Annotated in this window: 17 protein-coding genes; 8 read left to right on the top strand and 9 right to left on the bottom strand. The window is 56.3% G+C overall.

The features are described 5' to 3' along the window. The first annotated feature begins 84 nt into the window (after window positions 1–84). The gene (locus F0155_RS03815; RefSeq protein ID WP_150523153.1) at window positions 85–1,326 is read left to right on the top strand and encodes a Zn-dependent hydrolase; all 1,242 of its coding nucleotides are present in this window, start codon (window positions 85–87) and stop codon (window positions 1,324–1,326) included. Between the two features lie 27 nt (window positions 1,327–1,353). Here F0155_RS03815 and F0155_RS03810 read toward each other — a convergent pair whose 3' ends face one another. The 9 genes from F0155_RS03810 to F0155_RS03770 all read right to left on the bottom strand — a co-directional run bounded on the left by F0155_RS03810 (window position 1,354) and on the right by F0155_RS03770 (window position 11,923). Next, window positions 1,354–2,121 (bottom strand): SDR family NAD(P)-dependent oxidoreductase, encoded by a 768-nt coding sequence (locus tag F0155_RS03810; protein ID WP_150523152.1) that lies wholly within the window; start codon window positions 2,119–2,121, stop codon window positions 1,354–1,356. A 13-nt stretch (window positions 2,122–2,134) separates the two neighbouring features. Then, entirely contained in the window at window positions 2,135–3,025 is an 891-nt protein-coding gene (locus F0155_RS03805) for a 2-oxo acid dehydrogenase subunit E2 (protein WP_150523151.1), read from the bottom strand. Window positions 3,026–3,037: 12 nt separating this feature from the next. Beyond that, window positions 3,038–4,483, bottom strand: coding sequence for an NAD-dependent succinate-semialdehyde dehydrogenase (locus F0155_RS03800; RefSeq protein WP_208999117.1), 1,446 nt, complete (start codon window positions 4,481–4,483; stop codon window positions 3,038–3,040). A gap of 18 nt (window positions 4,484–4,501) precedes the next feature. Next, window positions 4,502–5,803, bottom strand: a complete 1,302-nt coding sequence (locus F0155_RS03795) for a biotin/lipoyl-containing protein (RefSeq protein WP_150523150.1) — start codon at window positions 5,801–5,803, stop codon at window positions 4,502–4,504. Further along, a complete protein-coding gene (locus F0155_RS03790; protein WP_150523149.1) occupies window positions 5,793–6,791 on the bottom strand; it encodes an alpha-ketoacid dehydrogenase subunit beta in 999 nt (332 codons plus the stop codon). Before F0155_RS03790 ends, F0155_RS03795 begins: the two co-directional genes overlap by 11 nt. After that, window positions 6,788–7,807, bottom strand: a complete 1,020-nt coding sequence (locus tag F0155_RS03785; RefSeq protein WP_150523148.1) for a thiamine pyrophosphate-dependent dehydrogenase E1 component subunit alpha — start codon at window positions 7,805–7,807, stop codon at window positions 6,788–6,790. Before F0155_RS03785 ends, F0155_RS03790 begins: the two co-directional genes overlap by 4 nt. Before the next feature lie 61 nt (window positions 7,808–7,868). Next, window positions 7,869–9,167, bottom strand: a complete 1,299-nt coding sequence (locus F0155_RS03780) for a M24 family metallopeptidase (RefSeq protein ID WP_150523147.1) — start codon at window positions 9,165–9,167, stop codon at window positions 7,869–7,871. A gap of 104 nt (window positions 9,168–9,271) precedes the next feature. Continuing rightward, a complete protein-coding gene (locus F0155_RS03775) occupies window positions 9,272–10,081 on the bottom strand; it encodes an SDR family NAD(P)-dependent oxidoreductase (protein ID WP_150523146.1) in 810 nt (269 codons plus the stop codon). 12 nt (window positions 10,082–10,093) lie between these two features. After that, window positions 10,094–11,923, bottom strand: a complete 1,830-nt coding sequence (locus F0155_RS03770) for an ABC transporter substrate-binding protein (protein WP_150523145.1) — start codon at window positions 11,921–11,923, stop codon at window positions 10,094–10,096. A gap of 217 nt (window positions 11,924–12,140) precedes the next feature. On the opposite strand from F0155_RS03770, the gene F0155_RS03765 reads away from it, so the two are divergent. The 7 genes from F0155_RS03765 to F0155_RS03735 all read left to right on the top strand — a co-directional run bounded on the left by F0155_RS03765 (window position 12,141) and on the right by F0155_RS03735 (window position 19,156). Further along, the gene (locus tag F0155_RS03765) at window positions 12,141–13,103 is read left to right on the top strand and encodes a sugar ABC transporter substrate-binding protein (protein ID WP_150523144.1); all 963 of its coding nucleotides are present in this window, start codon (window positions 12,141–12,143) and stop codon (window positions 13,101–13,103) included. A gap of 66 nt (window positions 13,104–13,169) precedes the next feature. Continuing rightward, window positions 13,170–13,967, top strand: coding sequence for an SDR family oxidoreductase (locus tag F0155_RS03760; protein ID WP_150523143.1), 798 nt, complete (start codon window positions 13,170–13,172; stop codon window positions 13,965–13,967). An 89-nt stretch (window positions 13,968–14,056) separates the two neighbouring features. Further along, window positions 14,057–15,031 carry an ABC transporter permease gene (locus tag F0155_RS03755; RefSeq protein WP_150523142.1) on the top strand — a complete coding sequence of 325 codons (975 nt, stop codon included), beginning with the start codon at window positions 14,057–14,059 and terminating at the stop codon, window positions 15,029–15,031. Window positions 15,032–15,042: 11 nt separating this feature from the next. After that, window positions 15,043–16,044 carry an ABC transporter permease gene (locus F0155_RS03750; protein ID WP_150523141.1) on the top strand — a complete coding sequence of 334 codons (1,002 nt, stop codon included), beginning with the start codon at window positions 15,043–15,045 and terminating at the stop codon, window positions 16,042–16,044. Then, the gene (locus F0155_RS03745; RefSeq protein WP_150523140.1) at window positions 16,041–17,552 is read left to right on the top strand and encodes a sugar ABC transporter ATP-binding protein; all 1,512 of its coding nucleotides are present in this window, start codon (window positions 16,041–16,043) and stop codon (window positions 17,550–17,552) included. The genes F0155_RS03750 and F0155_RS03745 overlap by 4 nt, the downstream gene beginning before the upstream one ends. After that, on the top strand, window positions 17,553–18,446 hold the full coding sequence (locus F0155_RS03740; protein ID WP_150523139.1) for an NAD(P)-dependent oxidoreductase: 894 nt from the start codon (window positions 17,553–17,555) through the stop codon (window positions 18,444–18,446). It begins immediately after the preceding gene. Further along, the gene (locus F0155_RS03735; protein WP_150523138.1) at window positions 18,443–19,156 is read left to right on the top strand and encodes a ThuA domain-containing protein; all 714 of its coding nucleotides are present in this window, start codon (window positions 18,443–18,445) and stop codon (window positions 19,154–19,156) included. The genes F0155_RS03740 and F0155_RS03735 overlap by 4 nt, the downstream gene beginning before the upstream one ends. Window positions 19,157–19,223 lie beyond the last annotated feature (67 nt).

Here is a 19,223-nt window from a genome sequence, read left to right as displayed (position 1 = left end):
ATAATTATTTCATATTGATCGAGTCAAAGGTGCATGATGGCCGGTGACCGAAAAATAAGTAGTTGAAACATTGGAGGAAACGGCATGAAGCGGTCTGAGGTGAGAATTGATCTCGAACGTCTCAAGACATTGCTCGCCGGAGTGAATGCGTTTGGTTTCAACCTGGAAACGGGCGGATACAACCGCGTTGGGTTCTCCGATGCGCACATGGCCAGCATTGACTGGTTCGAAGCGCAAATGCGTCAGGATGGCCTCACCACAAGCCGGGACGGGGCTGCCAATCTCTTTGGCCGATATGGCGATGGCAACGGACCGTCGGTCATGATTGGCTCGCATCTTGATACGGTCATTGAAGGGGGAGCATTTGATGGCTCCCTTGGGGCCTGTGTCGCGCTGGAATGTGTTCGCACAATTAAGGATGCGGGTCTCTCACTCTCGTCACCGATCGAAGTTGTCGCAACCTCAGAAGAGGAAGGACGTTTTGGGGGGATGCTAGGTTCGCAGACCATTAGTGGGCAAGTGAGCGAAGAGTGGCTTGAGCAGGCCGCTGACGCCAATGGCATACGCTTGATCGACGCCATGAGCGCGCAGGGGCTGGATGCAGCAGAGATTATGTCGTCGTCACGTTCGCCAGAAAGCGTGAAAGCGTTTCTTGAGCTCCATATCGAGCAAGGGCCTTTGCTTGAAAAGGAACAACTTGATATAGGGGTCGCCGATAAAGTGTCCGGAATTTGCAATCTGGAATGCGTTTTGACGGGCGTTGCCAATCACTCTGGCACGACTCCCATGAATATGCGGGCAGATGCTTTTGCCGGACTTGCGGAAGTCGGTGTGTCTATCCCGCGACTGATTGCCCAATACGGGACAGAATTTAGTCGGATCACCATCGGCAAGGTGGAACTGACCCCAAACCACACACATACGGTTCCCGGACGCGCGGATTTCACTGTCATCCTGCGGGATGCAGATGAAAATGTGATGCGCCGATTGCGCAAAGAGCTGGAGACGATCATCACCGATGTCGCTGCAAAACATACTCTTGGTTTCAAGGTTCATGAGCGAAGCTGGTTGTCGCCCGTCAAATTGGACGAGACGCTGGCAGAACAGTCTCTCGCCAGCGCCAAAGCGCTTGGTTATTCGGTGAAGTGCATGTCATCAGGAGCTGGGCACGATGCCCAAACCATGCAGGCGTTGTGCCCGTCAACACTGGTGTTCATTCCGAGCAAGAACGGCATCAGTCATGCTCCGGAAGAGCACAGTGATTGGGCTGATATTGAGAAAGGTGCCAACGTCATGCTGCAGACTCTGATTGCGCTCGCTTCTTGACGATTACCTTGTTCAGAGCCTTTCGAGCTAGCGAGCGAGCCAGCCTCCGTCCACCGGCAGAACGGTTCCGTGAATGAAACTGGCCTGAGCGCTGGCCAAAAATGCGACGGGCCATGCGATCTCGCGAGGTTCACCCCAGCGGGCGACGGGAATGCGAGCCATCAAGCTGGCCGTTCTGTCAGCATCCCTTTGAAGGTCAGCGGTGTTGTCGGTGGCAATGTATCCCGGTGCTACCGCGTTCACATTGACGCCTTTGGAGGCCCATTCATTGGCAAGAGCTTTTGTCAGCTGGGCAATCGCTCCCTTGCTGGCCGCATAGCCCGGCACAAGAATACCGCCCTGAAACGACAAGACTGAAGCGATATTGATGATCTTGCCGTCACCACGCTCGATCATTTGTTTGCCAAAGGCCTGCGATAGCTGAAAAACAGCGTCCAGATTGATGGCGAGAACCCTGTCCCAGTCTTCAAGAGAGTGACTTTCTGCCGGGCTCCGCCTGATGATCCCGGCATTGTTGACCAGAATGTCCACTTCGACATGGTCACGCCGAACGCCCTCAAGAAGAGAGTTGATTTGTGCGCGGTCCGACAAATCAGCATCTATCGGGGTGAAAGCCGTGCCACACCTGACAGCATGATCTGTAAGGTCACCGTCTCGAGCCTTGATACTGGTGCCAATTCCCAGAACATCCGCCCCGCATTCCATCAGCACTTCACTAATGGCTCGGCCGATCCCCCGGCTGGCGCCGGTAACAAGGGCTGTCTTGCCGGTCAAATTGATGGTGTTTGATGTCATGGGGGCTCCGTGCTCAGACCAGCATGCGTCTTGGTTCCGATATGAGGCCAGCATAGTGGCTTAAAAAGCGCGCTGCGTCTGCGCCGTTGATGACACGGTGGTCATAGCTGAGATCCAGCGGAACCATCGGCACCGGTCGCCACTCATCGTTTTCCCACATCGGTATTGTTTCAGTGCGTGTAATGCCGAGAATGGCAAGCTCCGGCGGGTTTACAATCGGGGTAAAGGCTGACCCGCCGATTCCACCAAGATTGGATATCGACATGGAGGCTCCGCCCATTTCCTCCGGACGAATTTTGCGCGCCTGCGCCCGCCCTGCCAGATCGGAGATATCTGAAGCAATGTCCCAGAGGCCTTTTTTGTCTGCGTCCCGGATGACCGGAACCATCAATCCGGCCGGTGTATCCACTGCAATGCCAATATGAACGAACTGCTTCAGAAAGAGCCTTTGCCCATCCGCACTCAAGGACGCATTGAACCTTGGGAAGGTTTTCAGGGACAGGGCGAGCGCCTTGACGTGAAAGGCCAGTGCGGTCAGCTTGATGCCTCGTTGGACAGCCTCGTCCTTCAGGCCCTTTCTGAAGGCTTCAATGGCGTGAATATCTGCCCGATCATGGTGCGTTACCTGAGGAATTTGGGCATTGGCCGCCGACAGATTATCGGCTGCCACCTGCGCCAGCCGGCTCATCGGCTCTTCTGTCACCGGGCCGAAATCTGAATGGTTCACATCCCAGTAGCGGGAACTTCCAGCTTGTGCCTGTGCCGGGGAGCTTGCCCCGGCCAGATGACGGTCAATGTCTTCTTTGGCAAGCGTCCCGCGGCCCGATGCGCGTGCCACCTGATCAAGATCAACCCCTTTTTGACCGGCGTAGGAGCGTACAGAAGGAGAAGCGATGTAGTTCATGATCTCTCCTCCCTACCAGCTTGCCGAAATATACTGGGTCTCCATGAATTCCAGCATGCCTTCATGGCCGCCTTCGCGGCCAAGGCCCGATTGCTTGACGCCCCCAAAAGGTGCCGCCGGATCGGAGACCAGACCGCGGTTCAGACCAACCATGCCGTATTCCAGTCGCTCACAGACCTGAAGGCCGCGTTTCATGTCTTCGGTGAAGACATAGGCAACAAGACCGTATTCCGTGTCATTGGCTCGGCGGATAACCTCTTCGGTATCAGAAAAGGTTTGAAGCGCGGCTACGGGGCCAAAAATCTCGTCGCAGGTACAGTCTGCATTGTCTGGCACGTTGCGCATGACGGTCGGCGGATAATAAAAGCCCGGTCCGTCAGGAGCTTCGCCGCCCAGCAGAACCTCCGCGCCTTTTTCGACCGCATCACGAACAAAATGGGCAACTTTGTCGCGCGTTTCGGCATTGACCAGAGGGCCAACATCAACATCCGGATCCAGCCCGTTGCCAAGCTTCAGTTTGGCCATGGCTGCCGTGAATTTTTCGGCAAAGGCGTCAGCAACGCTTTCATGAATGTAGAACCGGTTCGCCGCCGTGCAGGCTTCGCCAAGGTTCCGCATCTTGGCGAGCATTGCCCCTTCAACAGCGACATCAAGGTCGGCATCCTCAAAGACAATCAACGGAGCATTGCCGCCAAGTTCCATGGCGGGTTTGAGAACCTGATCGGCTGCACCGTGCAACAACTTGCGGCCCACTTGCGTGGAGCCGGTGAAGGAGATGACGCGCACGCGCGGATCGTGAAGCAGATGGTCAACAATGGCGCCGCTCGATTTCGTCGGCAGAACATTGACCATGCCTTTTGGCACACCGGCTTCTTCCAACAGCGGCATCAAGGCCTGCATGGTCAGCGGCGTTTCTCTCGCAGGCTTGATGATGACAGGGCACCCTGCGGCAAGAGCGGGTGCTATCTTGCGCGTGCCCATGGCAGCCGGGTAGTTCCACGGCGTCACAAGAACAGCAATTCCTGCCGGTTTGTGCTGCACCATGATCCGCGCACCAGAGGCGGGCGCATGGGTCAAAAGGCCGTCAGTGCGGACCGCTTCTTCAGCAAACCAACGGAAGAACTCGGCGGCATAGGCCGCTTCGCCGCGTGCATCGTTGCCAGCCTTGCCGTTTTCCAGCGTAATCAACCGGGCAAAGTCTTCAAGCCGGGCAGACATCAGCTCCCAAGCCTTGCGCAGGATTTCCGAGCGCTCGCGTGGTTTCTTGGCATTCCAGGCCCCCATCGCGGCTTCGGCGGCATTCAGGGCGGCGTCTGCGTCCGCGATTTCAGCCGAGGCGACCGAGGCGATAACCTCTTCGGTTGCAGGGTTCAGAACATCAAACCGTTCACCGGAGGCCCCGTCTTTCCAGGCCCCGTCAATGTAGAGGTTCGTGTAAAACACGTCAGAATTCGACATGGTAAGAGCGTCCTTGAACTAGAGCAGGTGTCGGAGCGGATTTTGAACCCGCTCGGCGAACCCGGAAATAAGGGAAAGCGCTGCTTCGGCAGAAAGAGCGTCACCCGAGCTTTCAAGCGTGATTGTGATATGTGCGTCCTGACGAGCAATGGAGAGGACCGGCACGGTTTCCGCTCCCAATTGAACCTCTGTCACTGGACTCCTGGTGAGATCGCGGATCAAACAGGTGACATTTTCAATGTCCTCTCCAGGTGCAACGCCGGAAAGGCGGACAAGGTCCGGGTTTTGATAGTGCCGCCGGATGCCGAAGGCCTCGGTTGCAATGATCTGGTCACATTGTGGCATGTGCGGGCGCAGGCTGCCAGCAGCAAAAAGCGCGAAAACAGTCTCCGCTCGCACGGCTGCACCCGTTTCGGCCGCCAGCCACCCGAGAAAACCGTCGAAATTGTCTGCTGCCACCTTGGCTGTCACGCGGCGGCTTTGGGTCGTTGTCCCTTGCGCCGACGTCGGGCGCAAAGCCAGTTGTTTCAGGGTTTCCAGATCGCTGACATGGAAGGGTTGCGGCAGGCCCTCGCGGGTCAGTAGAGCAAGGTCCAGCCCCTGTTCCTGAGCCAAACGTTTCAGTTTGGGCGATGCAAGTATTTTTCCGCTTGATTGAACTGGTGTAGATGGTTTTGGGGGCGATGCCTTGCTGGTTGCCGATGAGGTCACCACAGGTTTCTCATGAGCAGCTTTTGTCGCCGACGTTTGTGACTTCGACGCCTTTGCAAGCGGTGACGACGGTTTTTCAGCGGTTATGAGTGCGATCATATCGCCGACCGGGACTTCCGTGCCAGCGTCTGCAAAGATGCCAGCCAAAAAGCCGGAAGCCCCAGCAGGCACTTCCATGGCGCTCTTGTCCGTTTCGACTTCCAAAAGAACGTCGTCTTCGCTGACTGCATCGCCCGGTTGCTTTGCCCAGGAGATGATAAGGCCGGTTTCCTGCGCCATACCAAGGGCGGGCATGATGACCTGATGACCGTCCAGCGGTTCTGCCGATGCCGGGTGAGTGCTTTCCTGTGGTGCTTGCGCGCTGTTTTCTGCGGTTTTGGAAATCCGCGCAATCAGTTCCCCCACGGGTACAGCTTCACCTGCAGCGGCCTGAACATCGACCAAGAACCCGTCAGCTTGCGCTTCCACTTCCATGGTCGCCTTGTCGGTTTCCACCTCGATCAGGGGGTCGCCGACCTTGACCGGATCGCCGACATTTTTCAGCCAGGAAACGATCAGGCCGGTCTCTTGCGCCATCCCCAATGCGGGCATGATGACATCATGCGGCATGAACCAGCTCCCCGCGGCAGATCTTGCGCGCGTTTTCAACGACCTTGGCTGCTGTTGGAACCGTCAGATCCTCAAGAGCCGGAGAAAACGGTACCGGAACATCCATCGCCCCCATGCGAATGACAGGAGCATCCAGATGGTAGAAGGCCTTCTCGCTGATGCGGGATGCGATCTCCGCCGTGACACCGTAGTTCTGGTGGCCTTCGTCAATAACGATGGCGCGGGAGGTCTTGCGGACAGAATTGAGGATCGTTTCCTCATCCAGCGGCACAATGGTGCGCGGGTCGATGACCTCTGCACTGATGCCATCAGCCTCGAGGATTTTCGCAGCCGCTTCAGCTACTTGAACCATGGAGGACGTGGCAACCAGCGTGATGTCCCGGCCTGCGCGCTTGATATTGGCCTTGCCGAAGGGGATCAGATATTCCTCCTCCGGGACCGGCGCCTTGTCGTTGTACATCAGCTTGTCTTCGAAGATGACGACCGGGTTGTCATCGCGAATGGCTGTCTTCAGGAGACCCTTGGCCTCATAGGCGGAAGACGGCATGGCCACCTTCAGGCCCGGAATATGAGCGACGATGGCCTGAAGGGATTGGCTGTGCTGCGCCGCGGAGCGCCGTGTTGCGCCCATATTGGTGCGCAAGACCAACGGTACCTTGAGTTTTCCGCCAGACATGTAGTGTGTCTTGGCGGCCTGATTGCACAGCTGGTCCATCACCAGATAGATGAAGTCGCCGAACATGAGGTCGACAATCGGGCGTGAACCTGTCATGGCCGCACCGACCGCCATGCCCATGAAGCCGGGTTCGGAAATCGGCGTGTCGATGACCCGGTCCGTGCCAAACTCTTCAACCAATCCGGACAACACCTTGAAGGGCGTTCCGGCTTCAGCCACATCCTCACCAATCAGGAAGATGGTCGGATCGCGCCGCATCTCTTCTGCAATGGCTTCGTTGACCGCCTTGGAAAGCGTAATTTCGCGGGTCATGCGCGTCCTCCTGCAAGATAGTCAAGGGCGTGCTCGACACCGGCAAAGACGTGCATGTCGACTTCTGCTGCGTTCGGGTAGGGGGCCTCCAGAGCATAATCGACGGCAGCCTTGGCTTCAGCCGCAACTTCAGAATCCACCGCACCAAGCTCTTCTTCTGTCAGGATTTTCTGCTCTGAGAGCCACTTGCCGAAGTTCTTGATCGGATCGCGGCTTTCCTTCCAGTCAGCCTCTTCGTCCTTGGAACGGTAATACTCGCGATTGATGTCACCAACATGGTGGCCGTGATAGCGGTAGGTCTGAAGCTCAAGAAAGAACGGGCCTTCGCCCTTGCGGCAGCGCTCCACCAGTTCTGTGGTGATCTTGTTGACGGCAAGAACGTCCTGACCATCCACCTTGAAGGCTTCGATGCCGAAAGATTCAGCGCGTGCAGTCAATGAACCCGCAGCAATCTCTGCGGTCTTGGTGTACTCGCTGTAACCGTTGTTTTCGCAAGCGTAGATGACCGGCAGCTTCCAGAGTGCCGCCATGTTCATCACTTCATACCAAAGGCCCTGCGCCGTTGCGCCATCGCCGAAAAAGCAAACCGTGACCTGACCATTGCCAAGGCGCTTGGCAGAAAGTGCCGAGCCGGTGGCAATGCCCATGGAACCGCCAACAATGGCGTTGGCACCCAAATTGCCGTTGCCTTGGTCGGCAATATGCATGGAGCCGCCCTTGCCGCGGCAATAGCCTTCTTCCTTGCCCAGAAGTTCGCAGAACATTTCCTTGAATTCGGCCCCCTTGGCGACACAGTGTCCGTGCCCCCGATGGGTGGATGTAATCTTGTCTTCGGCCGTTAAGGCCTCGCAGATTCCGACCGCGACTGCTTCCTGACCCGTATACATGTGGGTCAGACCGGGCATCTTGGCTGACAGGTAGAGCTGGTTTGCGTTGTCCTCAAAGGCGCGGATCCGCACCATTTGGCGGTACATGCGGATGTAGTCTTCCGCGTTGTGCTTTGGGTTGGCACTCATGGAAATTGTCCCTCGAAAAGGGCCCGGTCCCGTGAAAAGGGGCCGGGCAGTTGGGGAGGTATCAGTATCGGTTGGCGATCGGCAGTTCTTCAGCCGGGAAGAGGCTGATGACCTCGCAACCGGTGTCAGTCACGACCACTTCCTCTTCGATCCGGGCAGCGGAATACCCGTCTGCTGCAGGGCAGTAGGTCTCCAGCGCAAACACCATTCCGGTCTTGATCTCCATCGGATGGTCGAGAGAGATCGCGCGGCTGATGATCGGACGTTCATGGAGCGCAAGCCCCAGACCGTGTCCAAACTGAAGCCCGAAGGCGGCATCTTCGTTCGGGAAACCGAATTCCTCGGCCTTTGGCCAGACTTCAGCCACCTTGTCCGTGCTGACGCCGGGCTTGATCATGGAGATGGAGGCATCAATCCATTCGCGCGCCTTCACATAGGCATCGTTTTGCGCTGGTGTTGCCCGACCAATGTTGAAGGTTCGGTAGTAGCAGGTTCGATAGCCTTGATAAGACTGCAGGATATCGAAGAACGCCTGATCGCCCGGACGGAAGTATCGGTCCGTGAAATTGTGCGGATGCGGGTTGCAGCGTTCACCGGAAATGGCGTTGATCGCTTCCACGTCATCAGAGCCCATTTCGTAGAGCATCTTGTTGGACATTGCGACGATGTCGTTTTCCCGAATGCCCGGCTTCAGCTCCTCATAGATCATGTGATAGACGCCATCGACCATGGAGGCGGCTTGCGTGAGAAGCTGGATTTCATCCCAGTTCTTGATTTCGCGCGCGGCAAGCATGATCTGTTGGCCGTCAATGACATTCAGGCCTTCTTCCTTGAGCGCGTGGAACATGGCGGTTTCTGCATAGTCGAGGCCGACCGGCATGTCGGCCATGCCTGCGTCCTTGATCAGCCCGGCAATCTCGCGGGCATATTTGCGCATCAAGGCGAATTCCGGCGGAATGGTTCCGCGCATACCGACGACACCTGCACGGCAATGGTCCGGCTCCAGCCAATCCGAAAATTTCTTGTGGTGCATGGCTGCCGAACCGAAGTCCCAGACATACGGGGAATCGTCGCCGGTCAGCAGACAGAACCGGCACATCTTGTCGCGTTCCCACTCACCGATCTTGGTCGCGGACACGTAGCGGATGTTGTTGACGTCGAACAGCAGCAGCGTTCCCGCCGGTGAGGCCTTGAGCGCTTCACGTGTCCGTGCCAGCCGGTAGCGGCGAAGGCGGTCATGATCAATCCGTCGTTCGAAGTCGACGGACGTATGGCCCCAGGCCGGAATGCGGCCCTCCCATCTCCAGTTTGGTTCAAGGTCTTGTGGGGTCAGGATATTCGGGGTGAGAGCGCGGTTCATGGCAGGCTCCAGGGTGGCGCCGCGTCGGGCGCTTCGTTGTTTCGGGGAAACGGGGGGCGACCTGTCAGAGCAGGTCGCAGATTGCGGCCAGTCTTAGGGGGCGATCACTGCATGATCATTCCGCCGTCGATCATGATGAGCTGGCCGGTCATGTAATCGGACTCGTTCGAGCACAGGAATGCGGCTGTGCCCTTCACATCGTCCGGGGTGGACAGCTGCTTCATCAGGATCATGGTTTCGGCCAGATGGTCCATGGACTGGCCTTCCTTCTCGAACATGCCGATTTCAACGAGATCCTTGTCGAGCTGCTCCCAAAGCTCGGTTTTCACAACGCCAGGACCGTAACCGTTGACTGTGATCTTGTGCGGCCACAACGCCTTTGCACCACCAATGATCATGGCAAGGGCGCAGTATTTGGAGCAGCTATAGGGAACCACATCGAGAAAGGCGGTGCGGGAGACGATGCTTCCAACGTTGATGATCTTGTAAGGATGATCGTCCATGGGCCCCTGATCGATCATCTTCTTTGCAGCCTCTTGCATGCCGAACAGCATGCCCTTGGCATTGATGTTCATGATCATGTCCCAGTTGTCCTCATCGATATCGAGGAACATCTTCGGCTTGTTGATGCCGGCATTGTTGATCATGATGTTGATGGAGCCGAATTCCTCGGCGGTTGCGTTGACCGCAGCGGTGTGTTCAGCCCGCCTGGTGACATCCAGCTTCATGGCAATTGCCTTGCCATTGCCAGCGCCATTGATGCGTTTGGCAACGTCGTTGACCCCATCCGTGTTGATGTCACCCAATGCGACATTTGCGCCTTGCGCAGCAAAGTATTCCGCATTGGCCGCGCCCATGCCCTGGGCGGCGCCGGTGATCAGGATGTTCTTTCCCTTAAGACGATTGGGGTCCATTATTTCCTCCCATTAGAGCTTGCCGGCCTCCCTCAGGACCTGGTCGGCACGATTTTGCGCCGCTTGCAACGCGGCTTTCGGTGTTTGCACGCCACGCAACATGTCGTGGCATTCCTCGCCACAGATCTGGATGATCCGGCTGATTTCGGGGATTGGCGGTCGCGGCCAGAACTGCAGCTCGTCCCTCCAGGACATGCCGTCTACGGCCTCGAATATGGGCGACAGACGTCGGACTTCCGGATCGGCACCAACGGAATAGCGCGGGTTGGTGCGGCTGCCGTTTTCCACGTAGAGTTTTTGTGCTTCCGGCGAAGTGAAGGCGATCAACGCTTCAGCTGCTTCACGGCGGCGTTCCGGTGCAATATTCGCCGGAATGCCGAGAAGGTAGCCGCCGACGGGAGCAATCTGTGCTGCGCCGGGACCGGCAGGGTGGGGCAAGTAGCCGACCTTGCCATAGGCCGCACAGGCCGGGTTTTGCTCAAAATAGGGGGCGAGAAGCGTGTAGCCATAAGCCATTGCCACCTTGCCATTGGCGAAGGGGCGTACGCGCTCGTACCAGGACATGGAAAGAATGTCCGGCGGAGAATATTGCAGCAGCGCCATGAGGTATTCTGCAGCATCCAGACATTTCTCGTTGTCCAGTTGCAGGCGATAGGGTTCTGTCGCAAGCCTGCTTGCGTCGAACCCACCTGCCTGACGAGGCAAATCGAGGATCGGTTGTCCGAAGTCCGCGCAAGTCATGATGAACGTGTGGCCGAGTGCGGTTCCACGGGCTGCATTCCAGGCGATGCCATACTGGCCAAGTCCGGGTTTATGCAGGATCTTGGCCGCTTCAATCAGGGCGTCGGTCGTGTGCGGGGGCTCAAGACCGGCTTCTGCGAGCATATCCTTGCGGTAGAACAGAAGTTCGGGTGTGGTCTGTGAAGGAACGCCATAAGGACGTCCGCTCCAGTGTGCGGCCTGCCAACCGGCTGTGTGAAAGTCCGCCGGCGTCAACCTGTCGGTATCCAGTACCTCGTCCAGAGGCAGCAAGTAGCCGTTTTCGGCAAATTCGCCCAGCCACGGCAGGTCAAGTGCAATCAAGTCATAGCGGCTCGTCGCACGCTGCGCATTCTTGACCGCTTCCTCGTGTAGGCGATCGATCGAAAAGGCACGTTGGTGAATGGGGCAGCCGATAACTTGTTCGAACTGCCTTTTCAGGGCGTGCATCACCATGAAGGTGGGGTCGCCGTGGACAAGAACGCGTAAACCCCCGGTCAGTTTCAGCGGTTCCAGCAGAACTTTTGGCGGCTGGATCGTCTGGGCTGTGAGATAGGACCCGCCGAAGTAGTAATCCTGCGTTTCCGGACGCTGTTCGGCAGCACCAAAGCTTTGTGAAGCCAGACGCCGGACACGGCTGCTGAACTGCGTCCAGGATTCCAGAAGATTTGAACTGGGGTGCAATGAAAAGCTGCGACCTGTCGAGGTGCGCGGGCGTTGCTCAATCAACCCGACGTCCAGCATCTCCTTGATGCGCCGTGTTGCCGTGGCATAAGGGACTCCTGACGCGCCAATCAGCGACGTCGGGGTGACGGCTTTCGCTTCAAGATGTCTTTTGACGAGGTATGTCGACATTTTGAAGTATGGATTGGGTGCCGAGATTTCCAGCAGACCCTCAAGCTCATCTTCGAATTCTTCCAGAAACGAAAGGACCTGAAGAATTTCAGTCTTTGCTTGAGGTGTCAGGATTTCCGCGTCCCGCACCAGCTCTCCCTTGTGATGGTTCATCGCTTTGCCCCAGTCTGATGCAGCAGAGGAACCGCGCTTCGTTTTGTTCAAATTGGATCTTTTTTGGATCGCCATTGAATTCCTCCCGAAAATGAACGAGGTGACTTTTCTAAAAAATGCCTGAAAAATTCATTTTGAACATTAGGAAATTCAAAATGAATATTTTTGGGGGCGCGTTGTTACTTTTCGGAATGCAGGGTTTAGCAGCGTCAAACATGAGGGCGCCGCCGGAGGAGAGAGCCGGTGTTCGAGATTTTTGAGGCCGTTACGCGGTTTCCAAGGGAGGAAAGTTATGAAAACAAGCTTCAAGTCAGCTCTTGTCGCTACGACAGCTTTTGTCGGTTTGACCCTGAGCGGGGCAGCCATGGCTGAAACGATGAAGATCGGCATTACCCAGAACAATGTCGGCGTGGATAGCTACCAGACCACATATGAAAAGGCCTTTATCGCGGCGGCAGACGCCAACGACAAGGTTGAGACCGTTGTGCTCGATGCGGGTGGTGACGTCGCGCGCCAGATTGCTCAAATGGAAGATCTGATCCAACAGGAAGTCGACGCGATCATCATTTGGCCGACCAATGGTGAAGCGGTGATCCCGGCAGTTCGCAAGGCTCACAAGGCCGGCATACCGGTCATCGTGACCAACTCCAACATTGCCGAGCAGGGTTTTGAGTTCGTAAAGTCCTTCTCCGGTCCCGACAACATCACTCAGGGCAGGCGTTCCGCTGAAATCATGTGTGACAAGTTCAAGGCCATGGGCACAGAAAATGAAGCCAAGGTTGTGCACATCACCGGTCAGCCGGGCTACACAACGGCTATCGAACGCGCCAAGGGTTTCGATGACCGCCTTCCGGAAGTTTGCCCGAATGTGACCCAGATCGACAAGCAGCCGGGCGACTGGAACCGTGAGAAGTCCCAAAAGGTCATGGAAGCCTTCCTCGTCAAGTATGATGACATCGACGGTGTTTATTCCGGTGACGACAACATGGGCGTTGGGGCTCTGAACGCTGCAAAGGCAGCCGGGCGCGAGGGCATAATCTTCGTTGGCGCAACAAACTTTGCTGTTGGCTATGAGGCAATGGGCCGCGGCGAATACTGGGGGTCCATCTACCAGTCTCCAGTTGATGATGCGGAAGCTGCTCTGAAAACGGCAATTGATGTCCTCTCAGGAAAGGATATCCCGTTCCTGAACTACTTCGATACGCCGAAGATCACCCAAGACAACATGGCCGAGTTCGACAAGCCGGTCTTCTAAGCCTGAGACCGAACACCTGGAGACGCGGGCTTCCCTCGCGTCTCTCTTTTCGGGGCGGAGGAGAGAATGGGTCGTGTGTCCGGGCGGTCGTGTATTGTGACCGGAGCCGCGCGGGGAATAGGCCGCGCAATTGGCGAGGCGCTTTTGGATGAGGGGGCAGATGTTTGTTTTGCAGACATCAACGCCGATCAAGTCGAAGCCGTTGCCAAAGAAAATAAAAAGCGGGCCGCTGAGGCTGGCGGACGAGTTACCTTCACACAGGTTGATGTGACAGAGCGCGAGCAGGTTCGCGCGATGATCAGCAAAACGGTTTCCGTATTCGGCAAGCTGGACGTGAAGTTCAACAATGCCGGCGTCAACAAACCGATGAATTTCCTCGATGTGACCGAGGACAACTGGAACTTCATCATGAAGGTCAACGGACTTGGGTGTCTCATTGGCATGCAGGAAGCCGCGAACCAGATGATTTCCCAAGGGCATGGCGGAAAAATCATCAACACCGCCTCCATTGCAAGTCGTCAGGGCTTCGATAATGTAGCCTCCTACTGTGCATCCAAATGGGCGGTCGTGTCATTGACACAGTCAGGGGCACGCGATTTGGCCAAGCACAACATTACGGTGACGGGGTTTGCGCCTGGCGTTGTAGCGACCGAAATGTGGGAGCAGGTCGATCAGGATCTTCTCGAGATTGGCGCATCGAAGCGGCCCGGACAGGCCATGGAAGAGTTTTCCTCTGAAATCCTGAGAGGACGTGCCGCAAAACCGGATGATATCACGGGCACGACGACGTTTCTGGCTGCGCGCGACAGCGACTACATGACCGGTCAGATCGTCATGATCGATGGGGGCATGACCCTCGTTTAAACGAGAGAAATTCACCGTGCGCCCGATTTCGGAGGATTGGATGCACGAGCAGTAAGAACACGCCATCAATTGGCGTCAGGGAGGAGCTGTTGGACCGCTTCAGCAAGTTTGATTTGGGCGGATTTCTCGCACGTCAGGGTATACTGGTTGCATTCGCATTGTTTCTGGTGGGCTTCACCATTGCAAATGAGCGTTTTCTGGCACCAGACAATGTTATGGGAGTCATCCGCTCGTCCGCCATTCTGGGCGTTATGGCGCTTGGTGTCACCTTTGTGGTGATCAGTGGCAACCTTGATCTGTCCGTTGGATCCATGATGTCCTTCTCGACCATTGTCGTTTTGGACCTGCATGACAAGATCGGGCCAACGCTCGCCATCCCGTCCATGTATGCCATGGTTCTTTGCCTTGGGGCATTCATCGGATTTTTGGTCGGTTACCTGAAGCTCAACTCCCTGATTGTCACACTCGGCATGTTGTCGGCCATTCATGGGCTGACCCTGACGTATTCCGGCGGCAAGAACATGGACATTGCCGACAAGGAAGGCACCTGGTTCAGCTTTTTCGGCCAGTCGGATGTATTGGGCATCCCGGTCCCGATACTCATGTTTGCGCTGTTGGCGTCCCTTCTCGGGATCATTCTGGCGAAAACCCCGTTTGGCCGGAAGGTCTATGCCGTTGGCGGCAACGGTACGGCGGCAACGTTTTCCGGCATTCGCCGCGCCCGCGTCGTCTTCACCTGTTACATCCTGTCCGCTCTTTGTGTGGCAACGGCAGGATTGCTTCAGGCCAGCCGCTCACTTGGCAGTCAAAATACGGTCGGACAGGGGCTGGAACTCGAAGTTCTGGCTGCCGTCATCCTTGGAGGCGCCTCGCTTCTCGGTGGCTCGGGAACCATCTTCAAGACCGTGATCGGTGTTCTAATTCTCGGCTTCATCCAGAACGGCCTGTTGCTCGTCGGCCTGCAATTCTACGTCCAATACGTTGTCACCTGGATCATCATCATTCTTGCTGTGTGGCTGGATATTGCGGCCAAGCGCGGCAAGCTCTGGTCACCCATCGCGTAAGGGAGGGAGCTATGGCACCTGGAACACTCAGCACTTTCCTGAAACGCGGGGCCATTTGGGGGTTCATCGTTCTGGAACTGGTCTTCTTTTCCGTTGCGGGTGAATTCCTGTCCCTGAGCGACAAGGCGTTTATGGACCTCGACAACATGCTCTTGCTGTTCAAGCAATCGGCCCCAATCGGGATCATTGCGATCGGCATGACGATCATCATGATCAATGGCAACATTGATCTGAGCGTCGGGGCGACCTTTGCGCTGAGCGCCATTGTTCTTCTGGACAGCATGACGTGGCCAATGTTTGGCGGTCTCGGAGACGGGGTCATTCCGTTGGCGTGGGGACTGGCGTTGATGACCGGCGTGGTGCTCGGCGCGCTCAACGGTCTGATCGTCTGGAAGACGGGCGTGGACGCCTTCATCGTAACGCTTGGATCAATGCTCGGATATCGCGGTCTGGTGTTCATGTATAACGGCGAGCAGCCGACATCGCACCTGAACTGGACACTGGTCGACTTGGCCGAAAGCCAGTTCATGGGACTGCACACACCGACATGGTTTTTAATCGCCGTGACCGCCGTGATCTGGTTTGTCATGAACAAGACGGTTCATGGGCGAAATGCCTATGCTATCGGGGATAATCGCACTGCTGCAATCAACGCCGGAATTCGTGTTGGACCACACTTCGTGATCAATTTCATGATCATTGGCTTCCTCGCGTCTTTGTCCGCCGTCGTGTTTTACTCCGAGTCAGGATCAGTGAACCCGAATGACGGCGAGCTTTACGAGCTTTGGGTCATCACTGCGGTGGTTCTCGGCGGTACAAAGCTGACCGGCGGGGCGGGGTCTGTCCTGTCCACGCTTGGCGGTGTTCTGGCTATCCAGCTGCTTCGCAAAGGCCTCGGACACATTGGAGCGGACACGGAGACCGTTAATCTCGTGATTGGCCTGATCCTGATTGCCGTTCTGTTTCTCGATCGACAGCTCAACCTCAAGGGACGGGAGGCATTGAAGACATGACCGATCAAACACCGGCCCTGCGGCTTGAGGGCATCGTCAAGACTTTTCCCGGCGTTCGTGCCCTCGACAACGTGTCGTTCTCGGTGCTGCCGGGTGAGGTTCACGCACTCATGGGAGAAAATGGCGCCGGAAAGTCCACCTTGATGAAGGTTCTGGGTGGAATTTATCAGCCCGACGAGGGGCAGATCGTTGTCAGTGAACAGCCGACGGTGATGACCTCACCACTACAGGCCAAGTCAAAAGGCATTGTCTTCATCCATCAGGAACTCAGTCTTGCTGAAGAGCTGACAGTGGCGGAAAACATATACCTTGGCGAATTGCCGAAAAAGGCATTCGGTCTGGTGGATTGGCAAAAGCTCTATGCCCAGACCAATGTCATTTTGGAAAAGCTGAAGGTCGGGTTTGATGCCAAGACCCGTGTCGGAGATCTGTCCATAGCCAACCAGCAGATGGTTGAAATCGCTCGCGCACTGACTGTCGAGGCCAAGGCTGTGATCTTTGACGAGCCGACGGCCTCCCTGACAGATGCGGAAAAGGTTGTGCTGTTTGATGTGATCAGTGACCTTCAGGCCCATGGAGTGGGGATCATCTATATCTCCCACCGTATGGAAGAGATCTTCAAGATCACGGATCGGATAAGTGTGCTGCGGGATGGTCAGTATCGCGGCACCTTGAAAACCGCTGAAACGAACGAAGACGAAGTCACCCAACTGATGATCGGGCGCAAGCTCGACCTTTCGCGAAATGAAACACATCACGACTTGGGGGCTGTGGCATTGGAAGTGCGCGATCTGTCCTGCGGCAAGTTGTTTCGAAACATCAGCTTTGAAGTCCGCAAGGGCGAGGTGGTCGGCTTTTATGGTCTGGTCGGCGCAGGGCGCACCGAGATCGCAGAGACGCTGTTTGGCTTGAGAGAGCCAACCGGCGGTGACATTCTTTTGAATGGCGAGAAGGTTCATGTCAGTTCGCCTGCTGATGCTATTGAGAAGGGCATTTCCCTTGTGCCGGAAGACCGCAAGGGGCAGGGACTTGTGCTTGGCATGAACTGCCGGGACAACATGACCCTCCCGCAGGTCAGCGATTTGAAAGCAGGCCCCTTTGTTGCCGAAGGCGCGGAAATTGCGATCTTCGATCAGTATCGGGACCGTCTTGATATCCGGACGCCGGGCTGGAAACAGCTGGTTGGTAACCTGTCTGGCGGAAATCAGCAGAAAATTGTTATCGGCAAGTGGCTTTCCATGCACCCGGATGTGCTGATCGTTGATGAACCGACGCGCGGTATCGACGTTGGCAGCAAGTCGGAAATCCACAACCTGATCCGGGAACTCGCAAGCCAGGGATATGCAGTGATTGTGATCAGTTCGGAAATGCCGGAAGTGCTGCGCGTCAGCGACCGTATTGTTGCCATGTATAGCGGCGAGATCATTCGGACGTTCACTTCGCAAGAGGTGACGGAAGACAATCTCATTCAGGCCATTTCCGGGATCAATCCTGAAAAGGCGGCTTAGATGGCTGAAAAACCACGGATTGGTTTTGCCGGTCTCGGCCGGATGGGTGAGCGCATGGCCGCCAATCTGGTGAGGGCCAAATTTGATGTATGCGTCTGGAACCGGACGGTATCCAAGGCAAACGCTTTTGCCGAAGCTTACGGATGTCGATCTGCTGCAAACCCTGCGCAACTGGCCGAACAGTCTGACATCGTCCTTTCCATGCTGGCAGATGATGCGGCGGCGGAGGACGTATATTTTGGCTCGACCGGATTTCTCGCGGCCACGCACGGCGCAAAGGTCTTTGCCGAAATGGGAACGATCTCCGTTTCCAAGGTAAAGGCGATGGCGCATGCCATGGAAGAGGTCAGTCGCAGCTTTGTCGATGCCCCGGTTTCTGGTGCCACAAAGGCTGCAGAAGAGGCGCAGCTCCTGATCATGGCGGGTGAGGACGCAAGAACGCCGGCCGCCGCACAGCTGGAACCGGTTTTTGCCAGTCTTGGCAAACGGACCATCTGGCTGGGGACTGTTGGTGCAGGGGCAACGATGAAGCTCAGCGTTAACCTGTTGATTCACGGCATGAACCAGACCTTGTCTGAAGCTCTCGCCCTTACGGATGGTGCAGGCATTTCGACCGAACTGGCCTATGAGGTTATTGAAAACTCTGCCGTCGCAGCGCCGGTCTTTTCCTACCGCAAGGGGCTTTATCTGGATGAGGCTGCGCATGACGTCAGCTTCACCGTGGCTCTGGCGCGCAAGGATATTGGTTTGGCCCTTGATCTGGCGGATGACCTCGCCGTGAGGATGCCGCAGGCGGCCCTGAACTGGGATCTCCTGAAAGCTGCTGGAGACAGCGGATATGACGCACGGGACATGGCGTCACTCTATGACTTTGTCAAAAAGGGATTGGCATGAAAGCAGCACTTTTTGTCGGCGGATGGGAAGGACATACCCCGACCGCGTTCAGCGATTGGTATGAGGCCCTTCTCAAGGACAACGGCTTTGAGGTGGATGTCTATGATACGCTTCAACCGCTGGAGCGCCCGGAAGACCTGGCAGATCTTGATCTGATTACACCGATCTGGTCGTCCGCACGGTCCGGTCACAAGGAAGAATTCGGAAACATGACCAAACCGCAGGAGGATGGTCTTCTGCAGCTGATCGGCAATGGCTGCGGTCTTGCCGGGTGGCATGGGCATATGGGCGATGCCTTCCGCGATCGCCCCACCTACCACTTTCTGATTGGTGGCCAGTTTGTTGCCCATCCTCCAGGCTGGCCGGACAACTTGCAACCGGCAGAAGACTATATCAATTACGATGTCACGATTTGCCGACCGTCAGACCCGATTGTGGAAGGCATCAAAAGCTTTCGCCTGACGTCAGAGCAATATTACATGCTGGTCGACCCCTCAAACGAAGTGCTCGCCACCACCACCTTCTCCGGAGACCATCTGTGGTGGATTGAAGGAACCGTGATCCCGGTTGTCTGGAAACGCCGCTGGGACAAGGGACGGGTTTTCTATTGCTCCATCGGTCACGAACTCAACGACCTCAAAGTGCCGCAGGTTACCGAAATCATCCGCCGTGGCGCAATTTGGGCAGCTGAGGGAAGACAGCAGGTTTAATGGAACAAGCCCTTGCGTAAGTAAATATGCACAGTCTTACTCAAGGCTAAATCGTTGATATTGTGAG

This window comes from Roseibium sediminis (genome assembly GCF_008711325.1).
Lineage (GTDB): Bacteria > Pseudomonadota > Alphaproteobacteria > Rhizobiales > Stappiaceae > Roseibium > Roseibium sediminis.
This window is presented reverse-complemented; position numbering and strand designations above follow the sequence as displayed.

Excerpts from the sequence above, each read along its gene's own strand:
- F0155_RS03790 (WP_150523149.1), bottom strand. The coding sequence starts at position 6,791 with ATGACCCGCGAAATTACGCTTTCCAAGGCGGTCAACGAAGCCATTGCA.
- F0155_RS03795 (WP_150523150.1), bottom strand. The coding sequence starts at position 5,803 with ATGCCGCATGATGTCATCATGCCCGCATTGGGGATGGCGCAAGAGACC.
- F0155_RS03740 (WP_150523139.1), top strand. The coding sequence starts at position 17,553 with ATGGCTGAAAAACCACGGATTGGTTTTGCCGGTCTCGGCCGGATGGGT.
- F0155_RS03780 (WP_150523147.1), bottom strand. The coding sequence starts at position 9,167 with ATGAACCGCGCTCTCACCCCGAATATCCTGACCCCACAAGACCTTGAA.
- F0155_RS03815 (WP_150523153.1), top strand. The coding sequence starts at position 85 with ATGAAGCGGTCTGAGGTGAGAATTGATCTCGAACGTCTCAAGACATTG.
- F0155_RS03745 (WP_150523140.1), top strand. The coding sequence starts at position 16,041 with ATGACCGATCAAACACCGGCCCTGCGGCTTGAGGGCATCGTCAAGACT.
- F0155_RS03760 (WP_150523143.1), top strand. The coding sequence starts at position 13,170 with ATGGGTCGTGTGTCCGGGCGGTCGTGTATTGTGACCGGAGCCGCGCGG.
- F0155_RS03775 (WP_150523146.1), bottom strand. The coding sequence starts at position 10,081 with ATGGACCCCAATCGTCTTAAGGGAAAGAACATCCTGATCACCGGCGCC.
- F0155_RS03785 (WP_150523148.1), bottom strand. The coding sequence starts at position 7,807 with ATGAGTGCCAACCCAAAGCACAACGCGGAAGACTACATCCGCATGTAC.
- F0155_RS03805 (WP_150523151.1), bottom strand. The coding sequence starts at position 3,025 with ATGAACTACATCGCTTCTCCTTCTGTACGCTCCTACGCCGGTCAAAAA.
- F0155_RS03750 (WP_150523141.1), top strand. The coding sequence starts at position 15,043 with ATGGCACCTGGAACACTCAGCACTTTCCTGAAACGCGGGGCCATTTGG.
- F0155_RS03735 (WP_150523138.1), top strand. The coding sequence starts at position 18,443 with ATGAAAGCAGCACTTTTTGTCGGCGGATGGGAAGGACATACCCCGACC.
- F0155_RS03810 (WP_150523152.1), bottom strand. The coding sequence starts at position 2,121 with ATGACATCAAACACCATCAATTTGACCGGCAAGACAGCCCTTGTTACC.
- F0155_RS03765 (WP_150523144.1), top strand. The coding sequence starts at position 12,141 with ATGAAAACAAGCTTCAAGTCAGCTCTTGTCGCTACGACAGCTTTTGTC.
- F0155_RS03770 (WP_150523145.1), bottom strand. The coding sequence starts at position 11,923 with ATGGCGATCCAAAAAAGATCCAATTTGAACAAAACGAAGCGCGGTTCC.
- F0155_RS03800 (WP_208999117.1), bottom strand. The coding sequence starts at position 4,483 with ATGTCGAATTCTGACGTGTTTTACACGAACCTCTACATTGACGGGGCC.